Source organism: Pseudomonas sp. MF4836 (assembly GCF_002018875.1).
Taxonomy (GTDB): Bacteria; Pseudomonadota; Gammaproteobacteria; order Pseudomonadales; family Pseudomonadaceae; genus Aquipseudomonas.
Map to the genome: position 1 here is coordinate 77742 of NZ_MVOL01000015.1, position 19097 is coordinate 96838.

A 19097-nucleotide genomic window follows, 5' to 3' on the forward strand; every position below is an offset into this window, starting at 1 on the left:
ATCAGTTCTCCAGAACTTCAAGCAGGCCGAGGGGCAGCGGTACATCCATGGCTTTGTCGAACAACAGATACAGGCCCACGGCCATCAAGCTGACGATGACCACGCTGGGCCACCAGCGGCCGCCATACAGACGTGCCATCGGGATGCCCACCAGCATGCTGCTGAGGATGAAACCCAGGGGTTCGAAGGTGCCGGCAAACACGATCAACAGCGTCACGCAGACGCCGATCTTGATCAGGGTTTCGCGGTCCAGCGCCGGTTCCTCTTCGGTGTGCTTGGTCGGCTGCGGGCGAAACAACATGTAAATCAGGCCCAGGCTCATCAACCCCAGCATCAGCAGGGGAAAGGCCCGGGGCCCGACCGGTTCGTAGGAAAAAGCCGCCTGGTACGGCCAGGCCATCAGTGCCAGGCCGGCACAGGCCAGCAGCAACACCGAGGCAAAAATGCGTTGTAAGAGCATGGGGAACTCCTGGGCCCGGCCCTCGATGCGCGAGGGCCGGGCGGCTAGACCGGGACGATCACTGGATCAGGCCGAACTCTTTGGCCAGGGTCTTGTAGTCGGTGACCTGTTTCTTGACGTAGGTGTCGAGCTCCGGGCCGGTCAGGGCGAACGGGAACAGCTCGCGCTGGTCACGCAGCTTGGCGAACTCTTCGGACGCCAGCAGCTTGTCGAAGGCGTCTTTCCACCAGGCGTAGTCTTCGTCGCTGACTTTTGGCCCCAGGTAGAAGCCGCGCACTACCGGCCAGACGATGTCGTAGCCCTGCTCCTTGGCGGTCGGGATGTCTTTCATTTCCGGCTCGTCCAGGCGCTGGTCGGAGAACACCGCCAGCAGCCGCATGTCGCCGGCGAGAATGTGCGGCATGGAGTCGGAGATGTCGGTACTGCCGACCTGGATATGCCCGCCGAGCAGGGCGGTGGCGATTTCACCGCCGCCTTCCAGGGCCACGTAGCGCAAGTCGCGCGGGTTGATCCCGGCGGCCTTGGCGATCAGCGCGGTCTGCATCCAGTCCTGGCTGCCGACGGTGCCGCCGGAGCCGATCACCACTTTGCTCGGGTCTTTTTTCAGGGCCTGGACCAGGTCGTCGAGGTTCTTGTAGGGCGAATCGCTTTTGACCGCGATCGCACCGTAGCTGGTGCCGACGGCCGCCAGCCAGCGCACTGCGCTTTCATCGAAACGCCCGAACTTGCCCTGGGCCAGGTTCAGCAGCGAGCCGCTGGACCAGGCCACCAGGGTCCCGGCATCGGCCGGGCGCTGGGCCACCACCGCGTTGTAGGCCACTGCGCCGACGCCGCCGGGCATGTAGGTCACGCGCATCGGCTTGGACAGCAGTTTTTCGTTGACCAGCGCGCTTTGCGCCAGCTTGCAGGTCAGGTCGAAGCCGCCGCCGGGGGAGGCCGGGGCGATGCATTCCGGGCGCTTGGGTTCGGCACCGGCGGCCAGCAGTTGGCCGGCGAACAGCATGCAGCCGGCGGCGAGGGCGAGTTTACGCAGTGATAAGTCCATGATCGTCTCCACAGGAGTTGTTGTAGGTATGCCAGGGCCGTCCTCGACCCTGGTGTGTCAGCTGACGGCCAGTTACCAGAGGGCCACGCTGTAGCTCACCAGCAGCCGCACTTCATCGGCGTCCCGTGCCGAATAGTTGGAGCGGTAGGTGGCATTGCGCAGGCGCACCGCGACGTCCTTGAGGGTGCCGCTTTGCACCACGTACTTGATCTCGGTGTTGCGTTCCCATTCCTTGCCGGTGTCGCCGTTTTTCAGGGCGATGTTGTCACCGCTGATGTAGCGGCTCATGAAGCTCAGGCCGGGGATCCCGAGTTTGCCGAAGTCGTAGTCGTAGCGTGCTTGCCAGGAGCGCTCCTGTGCGCCGGCAAAATCGTTGATCTGCACGAAGTTGACCAGGTAGGGATCGCTGCCATCGACGTAAGGGAAGGCGCTGTCGCCGGACATGTGCTGGTAGCCGGCGCTGAGCTTATGCCCGTTCAAGGCATAGCTCACCAGGCCGTTGAGGGATTTGTTATCGATCTTGCCGCCACGGGCCTGGCCCTGGTCGTCACTGATGGCAGCGCGCAAGTCGGCGGCAAAGGTGCCAGGGCCCATGGGGCGCGACGCCACCAGGCCGAGGAAGTGTTGTTTGTAGACCTCGCCGAGCTGGGCGAAGTGGTAGCTGCCGGTGATCTTGTCGGTGAACTTGTAGTCCAGGCCGCCGAAATCGAAATGCTTGCCCTCGGCGGTGCTGCTGAAGCGGCTGTTCTTATTGTTGAGGGCGATGTTTTCGTAGTTGCTGTCGTCACGGTCCTTGGCGCGGGACAGGCGACCACCGGTGAAGGTCAGGTTCTTGATTTCCCTGGAGGTCAGCAGGCCGCCTTCAAAGGTCTGGGGCAGGATGCGTCCATCGTTGGGCTTGAGTATCGGCAGTTCGGGGATCAGGCTGCCGACTTTCAGCTCGGTGGCCGAGATCTTCATCTTGCCGGTCAGGCCGAGCTTGGAGTATTCGTCGGCTGCGCGGCCGTCATCGTGGGTCGGCAGCAGGCCGGTACCGGGGCGGTCGGGGCTGGAGTCGAGCTTGATGCCGAGCATGCCCAGGGCGTCCACGCCGAAACCGACGGTGCCCTCGGTGTAGCCCGATTGCAGGTTGAGCATGAAACCCTGGGCCCATTCGTCGCGTTTGGATTGCTGGGCGCTGGTGCCGTCGCGAAAGTCGCGGTTGAAGTACATGTTGCGGGTTTCGAGGGTGGCGCTGCTGTCTTCGAAGAACGCGGCATGGCCAAGCGGCGAAAAACCGGCGAGGGCGGCGGCACTGGCAAGGGTGGTCTGGCGCAGAAGGGAAAAACGAACAGGCGGGCAAGCCTGAGGCTGCATGGACAGCATCGTGTGGTACTCCGTTATTGTTCTTATTGGCGAAAACGCTTCGAGGCGTTTTTCGGGCAAGCGGCCGTGACGGCCACGGCAGTCGGGACTGTCCGTGGCAGGACTCTAATGGGCCAACCTTTCGCTAACCTTTCAGCGGACTTTCAATGTTTTCGGGCTTCACAGCGGCGGTTGCGGCTGTAAACTCCGCGCCAAAGAGTGGCGTCGACCCTCCCCGAATGAGGTAGCAATCCATGCGCGTTCTGCTTGTCGAAGACCATCTGCAACTGGCGGAAAGTGTCGCCCAGGCGCTGAAAAGCATCGGCCTGACGGTGGATGTGCTGCACGATGGCGTGGCAGCGGACCTGGCCCTGGGCAGCGAGGAGTATGCGGTAGTCATCCTCGATGTCGGCCTGCCGCGCATGGACGGTTTCGAGGTGCTGGCGCGCCTGCGCAGCCGCGGCAAGAACCTGCCGGTGCTGATGCTGACTGCGCGCAGCGACGTCAAGGATCGGGTCCATGGCCTGAACCTGGGGGCCGACGATTACCTGGCCAAACCCTTCGAACTCACCGAGCTTGAAGCGCGGGTCAAGGCCCTGCTGCGGCGCAGCGTGCTCGGCGGCGAACGCCAGCAGCGCTGCGGGGTGCTGGTCTATGACCTGGACACTCGGCGTTTCACCCTGGGCGATGAGCTGCTGACCCTGACCTCCCGCGAGCAGGCGGTGCTCGAAGCCCTGATCGCCCGTCCGGGACGGGTGATGAGCAAGGAGCAACTGGCGGCCCAAGTGTTCGGCCTGGATGAAGAGGCCAGCCCCGACGCCATCGAAATCTACGTCCACCGCCTGCGCAAGAAACTCGATGGGCATGCGGTGGCCATCGTTACCTTCCGCGGCCTCGGCTACCTCCTGGAAAGCCGCGATGCATAAGCCCAGCAGCCTGCGTTGGCGGTTGTTGTGGAACCTGGCGCTGCTGTTGGTGGTGCTGATGCTGGCCAGCGGGTTGAGTGCCTACTGGAACGGGCGCGAGGCCGCCGACACCGCCTATGACCGGACTCTGCTGGCCTCGGCGCGGACCATCGCCGCCGGTTTGTCCCAGCGCGACGGCAGCCTGAGTGCCAATGTGCCTTATGTGGCCCTGGACACCTTTGCCTACGACAGCGCCGGACGTATCTACTACCAGGTCAACGACATTCACCAGCAGTTGATCTCCGGTTACGAAAACCTCCCCGGGCCGCCGCCGGGCACCCCGCGTACCGATGATTATCCGGCGTTGGCGCGGTTCTACGATGCTTCCTACCTGGGACAGAACGTGCGTGTGGTCAGCCTGCTCAAGGCGGTCAGCGAGCCGAACATGAACGGCATGGCGGAAATTCGCGTGGCGGAGACCGACGAGGCGCGTGAAACCATGGCCCGCAGCCTGATGGCCGACACCTTGCTGCGCCTGGGGATGCTGGCGATTGGCGCGCTGGTGCTGGTGTGGTTTGCCGTGAGTGCCGCCCTGCGTCCGCTGGAGCGACTGCGCAGCGCGGTCGAGGAGCGTCAGCCTGACGACTTGCGGCCCTTGCCGTTGGTGGAGGTGCAGCGCGAGTTGTGGCCTCTGGTGCGGGCGCTCAACCATTTCACCGAGCGCCTGCGCGGCCAGTTCGAGCGCCAGGCGCAGTTTATCGCCGATGCTGCCCATGAGTTGCGCACGCCGTTGGCGGCGCTCAAGGCGCGGCTGGAACTGGGCCAGCGGGCCACGGACCCGCAGACCTGGCGCGCCACTCTGGAAAGCGCGGCCCAGGGCACTGACCGCCTGACCCACCTGGCCAATCAGCTATTGTCCCTGGCGCGCATCGAAAACGGCGCCCGGGCGATTGCCGAGGGCGGTGCGCAGTCGCTCGACCTCAGCCAACTGGCCCGTGAACTGGGCATGGCCATGGCTCCCCTGGCCCACGCCCGCGGCGTGGCCTTGGCCCTGGAGGCCGACGAACCGGTGTGGCTGCGCGGTGAGCCGAGCCTGCTCAATGAACTGCTGAGCAACCTGGTGGATAACGCCCTGGCCCACACCCCGCCAGGCGGCAATGTGATTTTGCGTGTGTCGCCGCCAGGGGTACTGGAAGTCGAGGACGACGGCCCGGGGATCCCCCTGGAAGACCGGGATCGGGTGTTCGAACGCTTCTACCGGCGTAATCAGCAGGTGGCGGGGTCCGGGCTGGGCCTGGCGATCGTCGGCGAAATCTGCCGCGCACACCTGGCACAGATCAGCCTGCACGATGGCGCGCAACGGGGCTTGAAGGTGCGGGTGAGTTTTATTGCGAGCTAGCCTGTTGCGCTGAGCGTCGCCGAGCGGATCAGTACAGAAGCGAGCGCGACTCTTCCAGGTCGCAGCACAGCACTTCATCGTCCAGGTCGATTCCCAGTTTCTTGAACGCCGGCACCTCAGAGACGTCGATGCGCGCCAGGGGATGGTCGGTGCCTTTGTGGCAATACAGGGTGGCCACCTGGACCAGGTCGATATAGTCGAGCTTGGTCGAGTCGCGTTGCAGGTTCAGGTATTGCCCGGGCACCAGGGCCAGTTTTTCCGGGAAATCCCAGACCTTGAGCAATTTATCGCCCAGCAGCGGATGAATATGTTCGATCACGTGGTTCAGGCTGACCGGGTCGGCCAGCAGCTCGTAGTGGTCTTCGGCGTAGGTCAGGATCGGCAGCACGCCGATCTGGTGCACCAGGCCGCCCAGTGCCGCCTGGTCCGGCTTGAGCTGAGAGTAGCTGCGGCACAGGGCGTAGCTGATACCGGCGACTTCCAGGCTTTTGCGCCAGACATCGCGCATCTTTTTTTCGACCACTTCGGAGCGGGCGTGGAAAATCTGCTCCATGACCAGGCCGATGGCCAGGTTGCTGCTGTAGTTGACGCCCAGGCGGGTGATGGCCGTGTGCAGGTCGGTGACTTCCTGGGTCGCGCGCAACAAGGGGCTGTTGACCACTTTGATCAGGCGCGCCGAGAGCGCCGTATCGCGGCCTATCACTTTGCTCAGGGTGCTGACGCTGATCTCCGGATCTTCAGCGGCCCGGCGAATCTGCAAGGCCACCTCCGGTAACGTTGGCAGAACCAGGTCATCGTTATCGATGGCCTCAACTAAATCCTGTTGGACCTTATCCGCCAGCTTGCTCATTTCTGTTCTCTAGGGTGTTGCCAAGGGGTGCTGACGATCAGCGCTGGATTTCGCGATCACGGTCCAGTTGGTACGGTAAATCGAGCAGTTGCAGGCCTGGCCCTTCAAGTGTCCCGAGGTGGATATCACCCCCCTCTGCGGCTTCGGCTTGCAGCACCGCCAATAGTTCAATCTGTTGCTCGGCCCGTGCGGCAATCACCACTTCACCAATGGAACTGCCATGGGGCGGGGAGAACAGCGGGGTGCCCGGTTCAGGTAGGTCGCCGGCCGGCAGGCAGAGGCGATACAGGCGGCGCTTGAGCTTGCCCAGGTATTGCATGCGCGCGACGATTTCCTGGCCGGTGTAGCAGCCTTTCTTGAAGCTGACGCCGCCGATGGCCTGCAGATTGAGCATCTGCGGGATAAACAGCTCGCGAGTGGCAGGCATGACCTGGCCGATCCCGGCGCGAACCTGGCCCAACAGCCACTGGTTGAGCTTGCCTTCAGGCAGTTGCGCCGCCAGTTGGCCGCGCAGGGTGTCGGCCTGATCGGCCGGGGCCCATAATTCGGCGCGCCCGGGGGAGACCCGCACCGCGATCAAATCGTTGTTGCGCACCAGGTTGCCGGCTTCTTCGCCAAGCTCAAGGCCCAGGCTGAGCAGGGCGGCACCGGCATCGCCCAGGCCGAAACGCACCCATTGGGCGCTTTCATCGCTGAGTTTGGCTTTGGAAAACACTGCGTATTTCTTCAGGTCCGCCAGTTGCGGCTCCAGCAGCTCGTGGGCCATGGCCAGCAACACCCCGTCACCTTGCAGCAGGATGCGAAAGCTGGACTGCATGCGGCCTTTTTGCGTACAGCGGGCTCCCAGGCTGGACTGGGTGTCACTGAGGTAATTGAGGTTGCAGGTCAACTGACCCTGAAGGAACTTGCTGGCGTCAGGGCCGCGTACGGCGAGGATGCCTTCGTGGGACAGCGTGCAGAAAAAAGCGGAATCAGCCATGAGTCATCGCAGGGTAATAGGGTCTGGGGCACATCATAAGGGGGCGCCCCTGAAATGGGTAGTTCACAAAAGGTCGGCGGTGCCCGACCAAAGCCGACTGTTCTCGCCTTCTTCGGGCTGTATACTTGCGCTCTATTTGAGGAGCGCTCCATGGTCGAAGATGTTGAACTGAATCGCCTCTACTGGCACAGCCGTCGCGGCATGCTTGAACTAGACGTGTTGCTGGTGCCGTTCGTGAAGGAGGTGTATGCCCATCTCAATGATGTAGACCGCGAATGCTATCGCAAGCTGCTCGAATGCGAGGATCAGGACATGTTCGGCTGGTTCATGGAACGCAGTGAGTCTGAAGACCCGGAATTGCAGCGCATGGTTCGCATGATCCTGGACCGTGTCCAGCCCAAGTAGCCCCTTCGAATGCCGCTGGCGTGCCTCTCGGCGCTTGCTGGCGGCTTATCTCCTGGCCCAGCTGATTGCGTTGGGCTCGCTGCTGGTACTCGATATTCCCGTCTGGTCCTGCATCACTGCAGTGGCGGCTTGCCTGGCTCATGCCGGCTGGGTCGTACCGCGGCAGATCCTCCTGAGTCACCCCCACGCGTTCACCGGTTTGCGCCGCAATGCCGAAGGCTGGCAGCTATTCAATAGCGCGCGAGGCTGGCAGCCGGTGCAATTGCGTCCGGACAGCCTGGCCTTGCCGATGATGGTCGTGTTGCGGTTTCGCCTGCGGGGCGAGCGCCGCGTGCGTTCGCTCTGCGTGCCCCGTGATGCGCTGGCGCCGGCCATCCACCGGCGTTTGCGGGTGCGGCTCAAGTTCAGTCGGCGTAGGTGGGCGGCAGCAGAATAGTGTCCAGCGCCTCGGGCAGCATCTGCGGGTAGTCGAGGGTGTAGTGCAGGCCGCGGCTTTCCTTGCGCGCCATAGCTGACAGAATCATCAGCTCGGCGACCTGGGCCAGGTTGCGCAGTTCGATCAGGTCGCGGCTGACTTTATAGTTGCTGTAGAACTCATCGATCTCGTCCAGCAGCAGCCGTACCCGGTGCTGGGCCCGTGCCAGACGCTTATTGGTGCGCACGATACCCACGTAGTCCCACATGAAACGCCGCAGCTCGTCCCAGTTATGCGCAATGATCACGTCTTCATCGGAATCCGTAACCTGGCTGGCATCCCATACGGGCAGGGCAGCAGGGACTGATATTTGCGGCAATTGCGCAAGAATGTCGGCCGCGGCCGAGCGAGCGTAGACAAAACACTCCAGCAGCGAGTTGCTGGCCATGCGGTTGGCACCGTGCAAACCGGTGAAGCTGGTTTCGCCGATGGCGTACAGGCCCGGGACGTCGGTGCGGCCCTGTTGGTCGACCATCACCCCGCCGCAGGTGTAATGCGCCGCCGGTACCACCGGGATCGGCTGCTTGGTGATGTCGATGGAGAACTCCAGGCAACGCTCATACACCGTCGGGAAGTGGGTCTTGATGAACTCTTCCGGCTTGTGGCTGATGTCCAGGTACACGCAATCGATGCCCAGGCGCTTCATCTCATGGTCGATGGCGCGGGCCACGATGTCCCGTGGTGCCAGCTCGGCCCGTGGGTCGAAACGCTGCATGAAGCGTTCGCCATTGGGCAGCTTGAGGTGGGCGCCTTCGCCACGCAGGGCTTCGGTGATCAGGAAGCTCTTGGCTTGGGGGTGGTACAGGCAAGTAGGGTGGAACTGGTTGAACTCCAGATTGGCCACCCGGCAGCCCGAACGCCAGGCCATGGCGATGCCGTCACCGCATGCACCGTCCGGGTTGCTGGTGTACAGATAGACCTTGGCTGCGCCGCCGGAGGCGAGGATCACAAAGCGTGCGCCGTAGGTGTCGACCTCGCCGGTGCCGCGGTTGAGCACGTAGGCCCCCAGGCAACGATCGCCTTCCAGGCCCAGGCGTTTCTCGGTGATCAGGTCGATGGCGACCCGTTGCTCCTGCAACTCAATGTTCGGTCGCAGCCGCGCCTGGGCTAGCAGGGTCTTGAAAATGGCCGCGCCGGTGGCGTCGGCGGCGTGGATGATGCGCCTATGGCTGTGGCCGCCCTCTCGTGTCAGATGGAACTCGAAACCGCCGTCTTCAGTGCCGGACTGCTCGTCACGGGTAAAGGGCACGCCCTGGTCGATCAGCCACTGGATGGCCTCGCGGCTGTGTTCGACGGTGAAGCGCACCGCGTCTTCATGGCACAGGCCGCCGCCGGCATTCAGGGTGTCTTCGACGTGGGACTCGACGGTGTCGGTGTCGTCCAGCACCGCCGCGACGCCGCCCTGGGCCCAGAATGTCGAACCATTGGCCAGGTTGCCTTTGCTCAGCACGGCGATGCGCAGATGGGCAGGGAGGGTCAGCGCAAGACTCAGGCCGGCAGCGCCGCTGCCAATCACCAGAACATCGTGTTGAAACTGTTGGCTCATTAGGAGTATTCCGCTCAAAGCGACCCAGATTGGAGATGGCACAGTGATGCCTGGTTCGGCAAATCAGGGCGGCCACACAGCCCACTAGTATATAGAGGGGTGGATCGGCACAATAGCCGAGCCTTCGTGGCATTGTGAGACTACGGTGACCAGAAGACGGGTATTTGCAGCTCATGTTCGCCAGGTCGTTTTGCGGCCGATTTACCGCTGTGGCGACTGTATCGAAGATGTAGCACCCTTTTTCTCTTCACGGTTACACAATGTTCGTTCTGCACGGCTATAAAGATTGGGAACTTTTGCCAAGGGCCCAAACTCAATAGAAGGTTGCCTGAAAGAAGGGACAGCGTCGGCGACATGCAGGGCTTGAGTCACGGCCCTTGCCGCTGGAATCGACGACAGGATTATTCGCGCAGCCGGCCTTGCCCGCGCTGCGTTTTTCGTGCGTGCCAAATCAGAGCCCGCAGGAAACTTGCTTGGAGGGGGAGAACTTTTGCGAAAAGCCCGAGTCTATGTTTGCAAGCCTGATCGATTAGTGATGCAAGCTTCCTCCGAGCTTATCGAGGAGTGTTCATGCTAACCCAGGAAGAGGATCAGCAGCTGGTCGAACGCGTGCAACGCGGCGACAAGCGAGCGTTCGATCTGCTGGTGCTGAAATATCAGCACAAAATTCTCGGGTTGATCGTGCGATTCGTGCACGACACCCATGAAGCCCAGGATGTCGCACAAGAAGCCTTTATCAAGGCTTACCGTGCACTTGGTAATTTCCGCGGTGACAGTGCGTTTTATACGTGGCTGTACCGTATCGCCATCAACACGGCGAAAAACTATCTGGTTTCACGCGGCCGACGGCCGCCGGATAGCGATGTCAGTTCTGAAGATGCGGAGTTCTACGACGGCGATCATGGCCTCAAGGACCTTGAGTCTCCAGAACGGGCGCTGCTGCGGGATGAGATCGAAGGCACTGTCCATCGAACCATCCAGCAACTTCCAGAAGATTTGCGTACAGCTTTAACTTTACGTGAATTCGATGGTCTGAGTTACGAGGACATTGCGAGCGTCATGCAATGTCCGGTGGGTACCGTGCGCTCCCGGATTTTCCGCGCTCGGGAAGCCATCGATAAAGCCCTGCAGCCGTTGTTGCAGGAATCCTGAGACAGCGGCGACAGCCAAGAGAGGAACCGCCATGAGTCGTGAAGCCCTGCAGGAATCGCTGTCCGCAGTGATGGATAACGAAGCGGACGAACTGGAATTGCGTCGGGTGTTGAATGCCGTCGACGAAGTTGAAGCCCGTGAAACCTGGGCTCGTTATCAAATCGCTCGGGCAGCCATGCACAAGGAACTGCTGCTTCCACGTCTGGACATTGCTGCGGCCGTTTCTGCCGCACTGGCTGACGAAGCCGTGCCGGCCAAGGCCTCCCGCAGCCCATGGCGCAGCCTGGGCCGCCTGGCCGTTGCTGCCTCGGTAACGGTGGCCGTGCTGGCAGGTGTTCGCCTGTATAACCAGGACGAGATTGCTGGTGTTGAACTGGCTCAGCAATCGGGTCAGCAGACCCTGGCTGTTCCACAAGTCAAGGGCCCTGCGGTCCTGGCTGGCTACAGCGAAAGTTCCGAAGCTACCGGTCCTATGGCCAACGGCGTGTTGCAAGGCCAGCAAGGATGGCATGATCAGCGCCTGCCAAGCTACCTGCGTCAGCATGCGCAACAAGCTGCCCTCAAAGGCACTGAAAGCGCGCTGCCTTACGCTCGTGCAGCAAGCCTGGAAAACCGCTAAGGAGGATCATGCGCGCCATACCTCTACTTACGCTTCTGCTCAGTGGCTGGTTTGTAGTTCCAGCCCATGCCGATGAAGCCCAGGACTGGTTGCAGCGTCTTGGGCAAGCGGAGCAGCAGCAAAGCTTTCAGGGCACCTTTGTATACGAGCGTAACGGTAGTTTTTCTACCCATAACATCTGGCATCGCGTCCAGGATGGTAAGGTCCGCGAGCGGTTGGTTCAGCTCGATGGATCCGCTCAAGAGGTAGTGCGCATCGACGGACGTACCCAATGTGTCAGCGGCCAGTTGGTCGCAGGCCTTGGAGACGCGCCGGACTCTGCCGCTCGCGCCCTCGATCCGCAAAAGCTCAAGAATTGGTACGACCTTGCCGTCATCGGCAAGTCGCGCGTGGCCGGGCGTCAGGCGGTCATTGTTTCGCTGACTCCCCGTGATCAACACCGCTATGGTTTCGAATTGCACCTGGATCGCGAGACCGGGCTGCCGCTCAAGTCGTTGCTGCTGAACGACAAGGGGCAGTTGCTCGAGCGCTTCCAGTTCACCCGCCTCGACACTGCCGATGTGCCGCAGGATAGCGAGCTGCAGCCCAGTGCTGAATGCCGCCCTGTCGTCATCAACAGCGACAAGGCTTCAGCGGTGAAAGCTGCTCAGGTCTGGCACTCGGACTGGCTGCCGCCAGGGTTCGAGCTGACCAGCAGCACCGCGCGCAAGGATCCGGACACCAAGTCCATGGTCAACAGCCTGATGTATGACGATGGCCTGGCCCGTTTCTCGGTGTTTCTCGAGCCGCTCAATGGCGCCGTGGTCACCGATACCCGCACCCAGCTTGGCCCGACCGTTGCCGTGTCTCGGCGCCTGACCACTCCGGAAGGCGAGATGATGGTCACCGTGGTGGGCGAGATCCCTATTGGTACCGCTGAACGGATTGCGCTATCCATGCGCTCCGACACGGCCAACGCCAAGCAGTGACAGACTGCCATGGCATTCACCAGACCCTTTATTGGTTGTGCAAGAGGTCAGCAATGCCCACTCCACAATTGAGAAGATGAAATGTTTGGTGAGCAATTTCATTTGCAAAAAACCGGTTTTTTTTCTATAGGTCAGAGCCCCTCGGTTCTGGCCTTGTTTGTCGTTCCCGGAACAAAAGTACCGGCGCTTGCCGCTCGCTACTTGTTGCTCCATATCGCTTAATCATGCTCGTTGTAACGGGAGCCGTATGTCGATACCACGCTTGAAGTCTTACCTCTCCATATTCGCCACCGTGCTTGTGCTCGGTCAGGCAGTTGCCGTGCAAGCGGCGGAACTGCCCGACTTTACGCAGCTGGTCGAGCAGGCTTCCCCTGCCGTGGTCAATATCAGTACCACGCAGAAGCTTCCTGATCGCAAGGTGTCCAACCAGCAGATGCCCGATCTTGAAGGCCTGCCGCCGATGCTGCGGGAGTTCTTCGAACGCGGTATGCCCCAGCAGCGCTCGCCCCGTGGCGATCGTCAGCGCGAGGCGCAGTCCCTGGGTTCGGGTTTCATCATCTCGTCTGATGGCGAAATCCTCACCAACAACCACGTGATTGCCGATGCCGACGAAATTCTCGTGCGCCTGGCCGATCGCAGCGAACTCAAAGCCAAGCTGATCGGGACCGACCCTCGTTCCGACGTGGCCTTGCTGAAAATCGATGGCAAGGATCTGCCCGTACTGAAACTCGGCAAATCCCAGGACCTGAAAGCCGGCCAGTGGGTGGTTGCCATCGGTTCGCCGTTCGGTTTCGACCACACCGTGACCCAGGGCATTGTCAGCGCCATCGGGCGCAGCCTGCCGAACGAAAACTATGTGCCGTTCATCCAGACCGACGTGCCAATCAACCCGGGCAACTCCGGTGGCCCGCTGTTTAACCTGGCGGGTGAAGTGGTGGGTATCAACTCGCAGATCTACACCCGTTCCGGCGGCTTCATGGGCGTGTCGTTCGCCATCCCGATCGATGTGGCAATGGACGTTTCCAACCAGCTGAAAAGCGGTGGCAAGGTCAGCCGTGGCTGGTTGGGTGTGGTGATCCAGGAAGTGAATAAAGACCTGGCTGAGTCTTTCGGCCTGGACAAACCGGCCGGTGCCCTGGTGGCACAGATCCAGGATGACGGTCCGGCAGCCAAGGGCGGCCTGCAAGTGGGCGACGTGATCCTCAGCATGAACGGCCAGCCGATTGTCATGTCGGCAGACCTGCCGCATCTGGTAGGCGCGCTCAAGGCCGGTGCCAAGGCCAACCTCGAAGTGATCCGCGAGGGCAAGCGCAAGAATGTCGAGCTGACCGTTGGCGCGATCCCTGAAGAAGACAAGGAACTGGGCACCCTGGCCAAATCCGGTGTCGAGCGCAGCAGCAACCGTCTGGGCGTTGCCGTGGCCGAGCTGACCGATGAGCAGAAGAAGACCTTCGACCTCAAGGGCGGCGTGGTGATCAAGGAAGTTCAAGACGGTCCTGCGGCTCTTATCGGCCTGCAGCCGGGCGATGTGATCACTCACCTGAACAATCAGGCGATCACTTCGACCAAGAACTTCACCGAGATTGCCCAGGCCTTGCCGAAGAATCGTTCGGTGTCGATGCGCGTCCTGCGTCAGGGCCGTGCCAGCTTCATCACCTTCAAACTGGCTGAATAACCTGCCGAGAAGGTTATCCGCCCCATAAAAAAGCCCGCCTTGAAAGAGGCGGGCTTTTTTGTGTGCGCTTGAAGCGTCAGCGCATCATGTCCTTGACCATTTGCTCCTGGTCCATCAACTCGCGCTGGCGGGCATCGATCCGCGAGGACAGCGGGAAGTTGCTGCCGGCGCGACGTTTGGCGAAGTCCAACTGCTGGATGGCCTGACGGTAGTCACCGACCAGGGCGAAGTACTCGGCGCGGGCCTGGTGCAGGCCGATGGTATTGCCGGACAGGCCGCGAGTTTCCGCCACCATGTACCAGACGTCCGGATCGTCGGGGCGGCTCTTGAGCAGGCCTTCGAGGGCTTTTTCGGCGTCGGCGGCGCGATTCTGCTTGAGCAGCAGGTCGACCCGAACCTGATTCAGCGGATAGTTGTTTGGGTATTGGGTCAGCATCCGGTCGACCCGGGCTTGTGCATCGGGCAAGCGGTTGTTGGCGATGTCCAGCTCGATCTGTGCCAGGTTATAGGTGATGTCGTTGGGCGATTTGGCCAGCAACTGCTTGAGGTTTTCCCGCGCGTCGTTCCATTGGCTGCCCTTGATCTGGGCGATGGCCAGGCCATAGCGTGCCACGTCGTTTTTCGGGTTTTCGTCGAGTTGGGCGCGAAAGCGTTTGGCTGCCAGGCCCGGCGAATCTTCGTATGTCAGTTGCACCCGCGCGCGAATCAGCTGATAGCGCATGCTGTCTTCGGTGCCGCCGGGCTTGGCCTGCTCGGCGCGGTTGCGGGTGTCGGCGATCCGCGATTCGGTGACCGGGTGAGTCAGGAGGAATTCCGGCGGTTTGGCATCGAAGCGGTACTGGCGCATCAGGCGTTCGAACATGCTCGGCATCGAGCGCGGATCGTAGCCGGCCTTCTCCAGGTTGAGGATGCCGATGCGGTCGGCTTCCTGTTCGTTCTGCCGGGAGAAGCGCCGCTGCTCCTGAATGGCTGCAGCCTGGGTACCGGCAATGGCGGCGATCCCGGCATCGCCGGCACCGGCCGCAGCGATCACGATGCCGGCCAGCAAGGCTGCCATCATCGGCACTTGCATGCGTTGCTGGGCTTCGACGCCTCGGGCGAAGTGGCGTTGGGACAAGTGAGCCAATTCGTGGGCCAGTACCGAGGCATATTCGCCTTCGGTCTGAGCGTTGAGGAACAGTCCGCCGTTGACCCCGATGATCCCGCCGGGTGCGGCGAAGGCGTTGAGTTGCGGGCTGTCGATCAGAATGAATTCGAGACGCCGGTCATTGACCTGGCTGGTTTCCACCAGTTTATAGACACTGGTTTCGACGTAGTCCTTGAGCTGCGGGTCGTTGAGTTGCGCGACCTGACTGCGGAGCAGGGCGAGCCAGGCGCGGCCCAACTGGTATTCCTGTTGCGGCGAGACAATGGCAGAACTGGCGTCACCGAGTGATGGCAGGTCGTCGGCGAAGCCCGGTGAGGCGAGCAGGCAAGCGAGCGTCAGCAGGGTAGGGCGCAAAAAAGTCATGCACAAAGCCTTAGTCGACAAAGAGTCTACTGTAGCCGGACACTTGGCCTGCGACCAGATATTCTAGGCAACTCAAACACATGATCGGAGTGCCCCGATGATCGACGCTGTAGCCCATGACGCCGAGCTGGATGCCAGCGGTCTGAACTGCCCGTTGCCCTTGCTCAAGGCCAAGCTGGAACTCAATCGCCTGGCCAGCGGCGCGGTGCTCAAGGTGATTGCCACGGACGCCGGTTCGCAACGCGACTTTCGCACCTTTGCCCGTTTGGCCGGTCATACCCTGCTTCGTGAAGAAGACGAAGCCGGGGTTTATCGCTACTGGTTGAAAAAGGCCTGAGAGCCTCTCGCAATTGCCGTGCTGCTATTTAAGGATCATTGATGTTCAAGGTGTTACGCGACTGGATTCAGCGCTACTTCTCCGACGAGGAGGCTGTGGTGCTGGCCGTGCTGTTGTTTCTGGCCTTTACCGCGGTGCTGACCCTGGGCGGCATGCTGGCGCCGGTGCTGGCAGGCATGGTCCTGGCTTACCTGATGCAGGGACTGGTGGTCAGCCTGGAGCGCCTGCGGCTGCCGGGCGGCGCGGCGGTGGGGCTGGTGTTTGCCTTGTTCATGGGGCTGTTGCTGGTGTTTATCGTGGTGGTGGTGCCCTTGCTCTGGCATCAGTTGATCACCCTGTTCAACGAGTTGCCGGGCATGCTCGCCAAGTGGCAGTCGCTGCTGCTGTTGTTGCCGGAGCGCTACCCGCATCTGGTGTCCGATGAGCAGGTGCTGCAGGCCATCGAAGTGGCGCGGGGCGAGATTGGAAAATTCGGCCAGTGGGCGCTGACCTTTTCCCTGTCCAGCTTGCCGTTGCTGGTCAACATCATGATCTACCTGGTGCTGGTGCCTATCCTGGTGTTCTTCTTCCTCAAGGACCGGGCAATGATCGGTCAATGGGTGCGCGGCTACCTGCCGCGCGAGCGCGCGCTGATCACGCGGGTGGCCCAGGAAATGAACCGTCAGATCGCCAACTACATCCGCGGCAAGGTGATCGAGATCGTGATCTGCGGCGGCGTGACCTACATCGCGTTTGTTGCTCTGGACCTCAATTACGCGGCGCTGCTGGCCCTGTTGGTGGGGGTCTCGGTGGTGGTGCCCTACGTCGGTGCTGTGGTGGTGACCGTGCCGGTGGCGCTGATTGCCCTGTTCCAGTGGGGGTGGAGCGATCAATTCATCTACCTGATGGCGGTCTACGGCATCATCCAGACCCTGGATGGCAACGTGCTGGTGCCGCTGCTGTTCTCCGAGGCGGTGAACCTGCACCCGGTGGCGATTATCTGCGCGGTTCTGTTGTTTGGCGGGTTGTGGGGCTTCTGGGGGGTGTTCTTCGCGATCCCGCTGGCCACCTTGTTCAAGGCGGTGCTGGATGCCTGGCCACGGCAGGAGCCGGTGGTCGCGCCATTGCTTTGAAGTGATCGGGGTCAATGACGGGGCGGTGCAAATGGCCGCCCCGGGTGCTCAAGCTCAGGCCTTGTTCAGCGCCTGGGCGGCAGCCAGTACAGCATCGACATGGCCGGGCACTTTCACACCACGCCATTCCTGACGCAGTACACCGTCCTTGTCGATCAGGAACGTGCTGCGATCCACGCCCAGATACTCTTTGCCATAGAGCTTCTTCAGCTTGATCACGTCGAACAGCTGGCAGACGGCTTCGTCCTTGTCGCTGATCAGCTCGAAGGGAAACTCCTGCTTGCACTTGAAGTTTTCATGGGACTTCAGGCTGTCGCGGGAGACACCGAAAATCTCGGTGTTGGCGGCCTTGAATGCGGAGTACTGGTCACGAAAGCCCTGGCCTTCGGTGGTGCAGCCCGGCGTGCTGTCCTTGGGGTAGAAGTAGATCACCACTTGCTTGCCCTTGAGTGCGGCAAGGCTGACGGTCTGCCCGCTGGTGGCTGGGGCTTCGAAATCGGCGATGGGCTGGTCGATAGCAACGGCCATGAAAGCTTCCTTACATTGGGTTCTGTGGGCGCCAAGGTTCAATCAGCGCATCGAGATTCATTGCGTCGGCGAAATCCAGGAACTGGTCGCGCAACCAGCTGATCTGGGTCCCGGCCGGCAAGGTCACGGTGAAGGTGGCATTGAGCATGGTGCCGCCGGTCTGCGGGGCCTGATAGGTATCGCAGGTCAGGTTCTCCAGCTCGACCTGATGGTCGATGAAGAACTGGCACAGCTCGTTGACGATGTCCGAACGGTAGGCAGAACTGACATAGGCGACATAGGGCAGGGCCTGGGGACGGTTCTCCAGGGCGGCGCTGCGCACCACGTTGACCGTGAAGGCATGCTTCTTGGCCAGCGAGGGCAGGCCGGTCTCGAGGCGCGCCAGGGCGTCCCAGCTGCCGGAAATCTGCAGGACCAGCGCACTGCACTCGCCATGGCGAGTCAGGCGCGAGGTCACCACGGCGCAGCGATTTTCATGGCTGGCGCGGCACAGGACGTTAGTCAGCTCCATGGGGTTGGCGCCGAGGGCACTGATGACAAGGAATTGTTCGCGAACTGTGGGGGTGGACATGCAGCATTCCTAAAGCGATGAGCGGTCGATACTTTCGTAGGCTCGCGTACTGGGCAAACGTCCGGATGCGTATTCAAAGTCCCGGAATCCGCAGGCTGCGACAAGCTCCACTAAAGAGGGAAGCACTGGTCAGCCGCGCAGGACAGGGGCTTCGGATGCTGAAAAGGGAGGCAGGAACCCGGCGTACAAGCTTATCAGTACCGATCAAAGCCTGAAGGGTAGCGAAAACCATCGCCAAGGGGAATGGCGCAAGCACAGTACTTCGCTTGTGCAAGCATCTTGGCGCCAGTACCATTACCGCTCTCTTTTTCCGGCAGGAGCGGTTGCATGATTGCGGGCAGTATGGTGGCACTGGTCACACCCATGGATGCACAGGGTCGTCTCGACTGGGACAGCCTGAGCAAACTGGTGGACTTCCACCTGCAAGAGGGCACCAACGCCATTGTGGCGGTCGGCACCACTGGTGAGTCGGCCACCCTGGACGTGAACGAACACATTGAAGTGATTCGTCGCGTGGTAGCTCAAGTTGCAGGGCGTATTCCGGTGATCGCCGGCACAGGCGCCAACTCGACGCGTGAAGCGATCGAACTGACCACCAATGCGAAAACCGCCGGCGCCGATGCGTGCCTGCTGGTCACGCCTTATTACAACAAGCCGACGCAAGAAGGCTTGTATCAGCATTTCCGGACCATCGCCGAAGCTGTCGATATCCCGCAGATCCTCTACAACGTGCCTGGCCGCACCGCTTGCGACATGCAGGCCGAGACTGTGATCCGTCTGTCGACCGTGAAAAACATCATCGGGATCAAGGAAGCCACTGGCGACCTGCAGCGGGCCAAGGACATCCTGGCCGGTGTGAGCAGCGATTTCCTTGTGTACTCCGGTGATGACGCCACTGCCGTCGAACTGATCCTGCTGGGTGGCAAGGGCAATATCTCGGTGACCGCCAACGTTGCCCCGCGCGCCATGAGCGACCTGTGCGCCGCGGCCATGGCTGGCGACGCCGTCAAGGCCCGGGCGATCCACGAGACGCTGATGCCGCTCAATAAAACCCTGTTTATCGAATCCAACCCTATCCCCGTGAAATGGGCCCTGCACGAGATGGGCTTGATGCCGGACGGTATCCGTCTGCCGCTCACCTGGCTCAGTGCTGCCTGTCACGAACCGCTGCGGCAGGCCATGCGCCAGTCCGGCGTATTGGTTTAATTGAGGAAGTA

20 protein-coding genes are annotated in these 19097 nt (G+C 61.5%); 11 read left to right on the forward strand and 9 right to left on the reverse strand.

The features are described from left to right. Position 1 precedes the first annotated feature (1 nt). From MF4836_RS28575 to MF4836_RS28585, 3 genes are all read right to left on the reverse strand, one after another. Entirely contained in the window at positions 2–460 is a 459-nt protein-coding gene (locus MF4836_RS28575) for a tripartite tricarboxylate transporter TctB family protein (protein ID WP_078473176.1), read from the reverse strand. A gap of 58 nt (positions 461–518) precedes the next feature. Next, positions 519–1505 carry a Bug family tripartite tricarboxylate transporter substrate binding protein gene (locus MF4836_RS28580; RefSeq protein ID WP_078473177.1) on the reverse strand — a complete coding sequence of 329 codons (987 nt, stop codon included), beginning with the start codon at positions 1503–1505 and terminating at the stop codon, positions 519–521. A gap of 72 nt (positions 1506–1577) precedes the next feature. Continuing rightward, complete coding sequence (locus MF4836_RS28585) at positions 1578–2870, reverse strand: OprD family porin (protein ID WP_078473178.1); 1293 nt, start codon at positions 2868–2870, stop codon at positions 1578–1580. Between the two features lie 233 nt (positions 2871–3103). Here MF4836_RS28585 and MF4836_RS28590 point away from each other — a divergent pair, with 233 nt between their 5' ends. Both MF4836_RS28590 and MF4836_RS28595 read left to right on the forward strand, forming a co-directional pair. Continuing rightward, positions 3104–3775 carry a response regulator gene (locus tag MF4836_RS28590; protein WP_020300464.1) on the forward strand — a complete coding sequence of 224 codons (672 nt, stop codon included), beginning with the start codon at positions 3104–3106 and terminating at the stop codon, positions 3773–3775. After that, complete coding sequence (locus MF4836_RS28595; protein WP_078473179.1) at positions 3768–5153, forward strand: sensor histidine kinase; 1386 nt, start codon at positions 3768–3770, stop codon at positions 5151–5153. Before MF4836_RS28590 ends, MF4836_RS28595 begins: the two co-directional genes overlap by 8 nt. A gap of 28 nt (positions 5154–5181) precedes the next feature. On the opposite strand, the gene MF4836_RS28600 is transcribed toward MF4836_RS28595, so the two are convergent. Continuing rightward, on the reverse strand, positions 5182–6003 hold the full coding sequence (locus MF4836_RS28600; RefSeq protein WP_078473180.1) for an HDOD domain-containing protein: 822 nt from the start codon (positions 6001–6003) through the stop codon (positions 5182–5184). Positions 6004–6040: 37 nt separating this feature from the next. Next, a complete protein-coding gene (gene ygfZ, locus MF4836_RS28605) occupies positions 6041–6982 on the reverse strand; it encodes a CAF17-like 4Fe-4S cluster assembly/insertion protein YgfZ (RefSeq protein ID WP_078473181.1) in 942 nt (313 codons plus the stop codon). Positions 6983–7132: 150 nt separating this feature from the next. Between ygfZ and MF4836_RS28610 the strand changes: the two genes are divergently transcribed. Next, entirely contained in the window at positions 7133–7387 is a 255-nt protein-coding gene (locus tag MF4836_RS28610; RefSeq protein ID WP_017127583.1) for an FAD assembly factor SdhE, read from the forward strand. Then, the gene (locus tag MF4836_RS28615; RefSeq protein ID WP_078473182.1) at positions 7371–7823 is read left to right on the forward strand and encodes a protein YgfX; all 453 of its coding nucleotides are present in this window, start codon (positions 7371–7373) and stop codon (positions 7821–7823) included. Before MF4836_RS28610 ends, MF4836_RS28615 begins: the two co-directional genes overlap by 17 nt. Here the strand turns inward: MF4836_RS28615 and nadB are convergent. Then, positions 7792–9408 carry an L-aspartate oxidase gene (gene nadB / locus MF4836_RS28620; protein WP_078473183.1) on the reverse strand — a complete coding sequence of 539 codons (1617 nt, stop codon included), beginning with the start codon at positions 9406–9408 and terminating at the stop codon, positions 7792–7794. The two genes, MF4836_RS28615 and nadB, sit on opposite strands and share 32 nt — an antisense overlap. A 570-nt stretch (positions 9409–9978) precedes the next feature. Between nadB and rpoE the strand changes: the two genes are divergently transcribed. The 4 genes from rpoE (at position 9979) to MF4836_RS28645 (ending at position 13822) form a co-directional block, all read left to right on the forward strand. Beyond that, positions 9979–10560 carry an RNA polymerase sigma factor RpoE gene (gene rpoE / locus MF4836_RS28625; RefSeq protein ID WP_019692537.1) on the forward strand — a complete coding sequence of 194 codons (582 nt, stop codon included), beginning with the start codon at positions 9979–9981 and terminating at the stop codon, positions 10558–10560. Positions 10561–10591: 31 nt separating this feature from the next. After that, the gene (locus MF4836_RS28630) at positions 10592–11179 is read left to right on the forward strand and encodes an anti sigma-E factor RseA C-terminal domain-containing protein (RefSeq protein ID WP_078473184.1); all 588 of its coding nucleotides are present in this window, start codon (positions 10592–10594) and stop codon (positions 11177–11179) included. Between the two features lie 8 nt (positions 11180–11187). Beyond that, positions 11188–12147 (forward strand): MucB/RseB C-terminal domain-containing protein, encoded by a 960-nt coding sequence (locus tag MF4836_RS28635; protein ID WP_078473185.1) that lies wholly within the window; start codon positions 11188–11190, stop codon positions 12145–12147. 247 nt (positions 12148–12394) lie between these two features. Continuing rightward, a complete protein-coding gene (locus tag MF4836_RS28645; RefSeq protein WP_078473187.1) occupies positions 12395–13822 on the forward strand; it encodes a DegQ family serine endoprotease in 1428 nt (475 codons plus the stop codon). Positions 13823–13898: 76 nt separating this feature from the next. Here the strand turns inward: MF4836_RS28645 and MF4836_RS28650 are convergent, their stop codons facing one another. After that, complete coding sequence (locus MF4836_RS28650; RefSeq protein ID WP_078473188.1) at positions 13899–15332, reverse strand: M48 family metalloprotease; 1434 nt, start codon at positions 15330–15332, stop codon at positions 13899–13901. 97 nt (positions 15333–15429) lie between these two features. Between MF4836_RS28650 and MF4836_RS28655 the strand changes: the two genes are divergently transcribed. Both MF4836_RS28655 and MF4836_RS28660 read left to right on the forward strand, forming a co-directional pair. Further along, positions 15430–15669, forward strand: a complete 240-nt coding sequence (locus MF4836_RS28655) for a sulfurtransferase TusA family protein (RefSeq protein ID WP_078473189.1) — start codon at positions 15430–15432, stop codon at positions 15667–15669. A gap of 41 nt (positions 15670–15710) precedes the next feature. Next, complete coding sequence (locus tag MF4836_RS28660) at positions 15711–16781, forward strand: AI-2E family transporter (RefSeq protein WP_078473190.1); 1071 nt, start codon at positions 15711–15713, stop codon at positions 16779–16781. A 54-nt stretch (positions 16782–16835) separates the two neighbouring features. On the opposite strand, the gene MF4836_RS28665 is transcribed toward MF4836_RS28660, so the two are convergent. Further along, entirely contained in the window at positions 16836–17309 is a 474-nt protein-coding gene (locus MF4836_RS28665) for a peroxiredoxin (protein ID WP_078473191.1), read from the reverse strand. 10 nt (positions 17310–17319) lie between these two features. Further along, positions 17320–17880 carry a glycine cleavage system protein R gene (locus MF4836_RS28670; RefSeq protein ID WP_020300479.1) on the reverse strand — a complete coding sequence of 187 codons (561 nt, stop codon included), beginning with the start codon at positions 17878–17880 and terminating at the stop codon, positions 17320–17322. A gap of 327 nt (positions 17881–18207) precedes the next feature. On the opposite strand from MF4836_RS28670, the gene dapA reads away from it, so the two are divergent. Beyond that, complete coding sequence (gene dapA, locus MF4836_RS28680) at positions 18208–19086, forward strand: 4-hydroxy-tetrahydrodipicolinate synthase (RefSeq protein WP_078473192.1); 879 nt, start codon at positions 18208–18210, stop codon at positions 19084–19086. Positions 19087–19097: the final 11 nt, after the last annotated feature.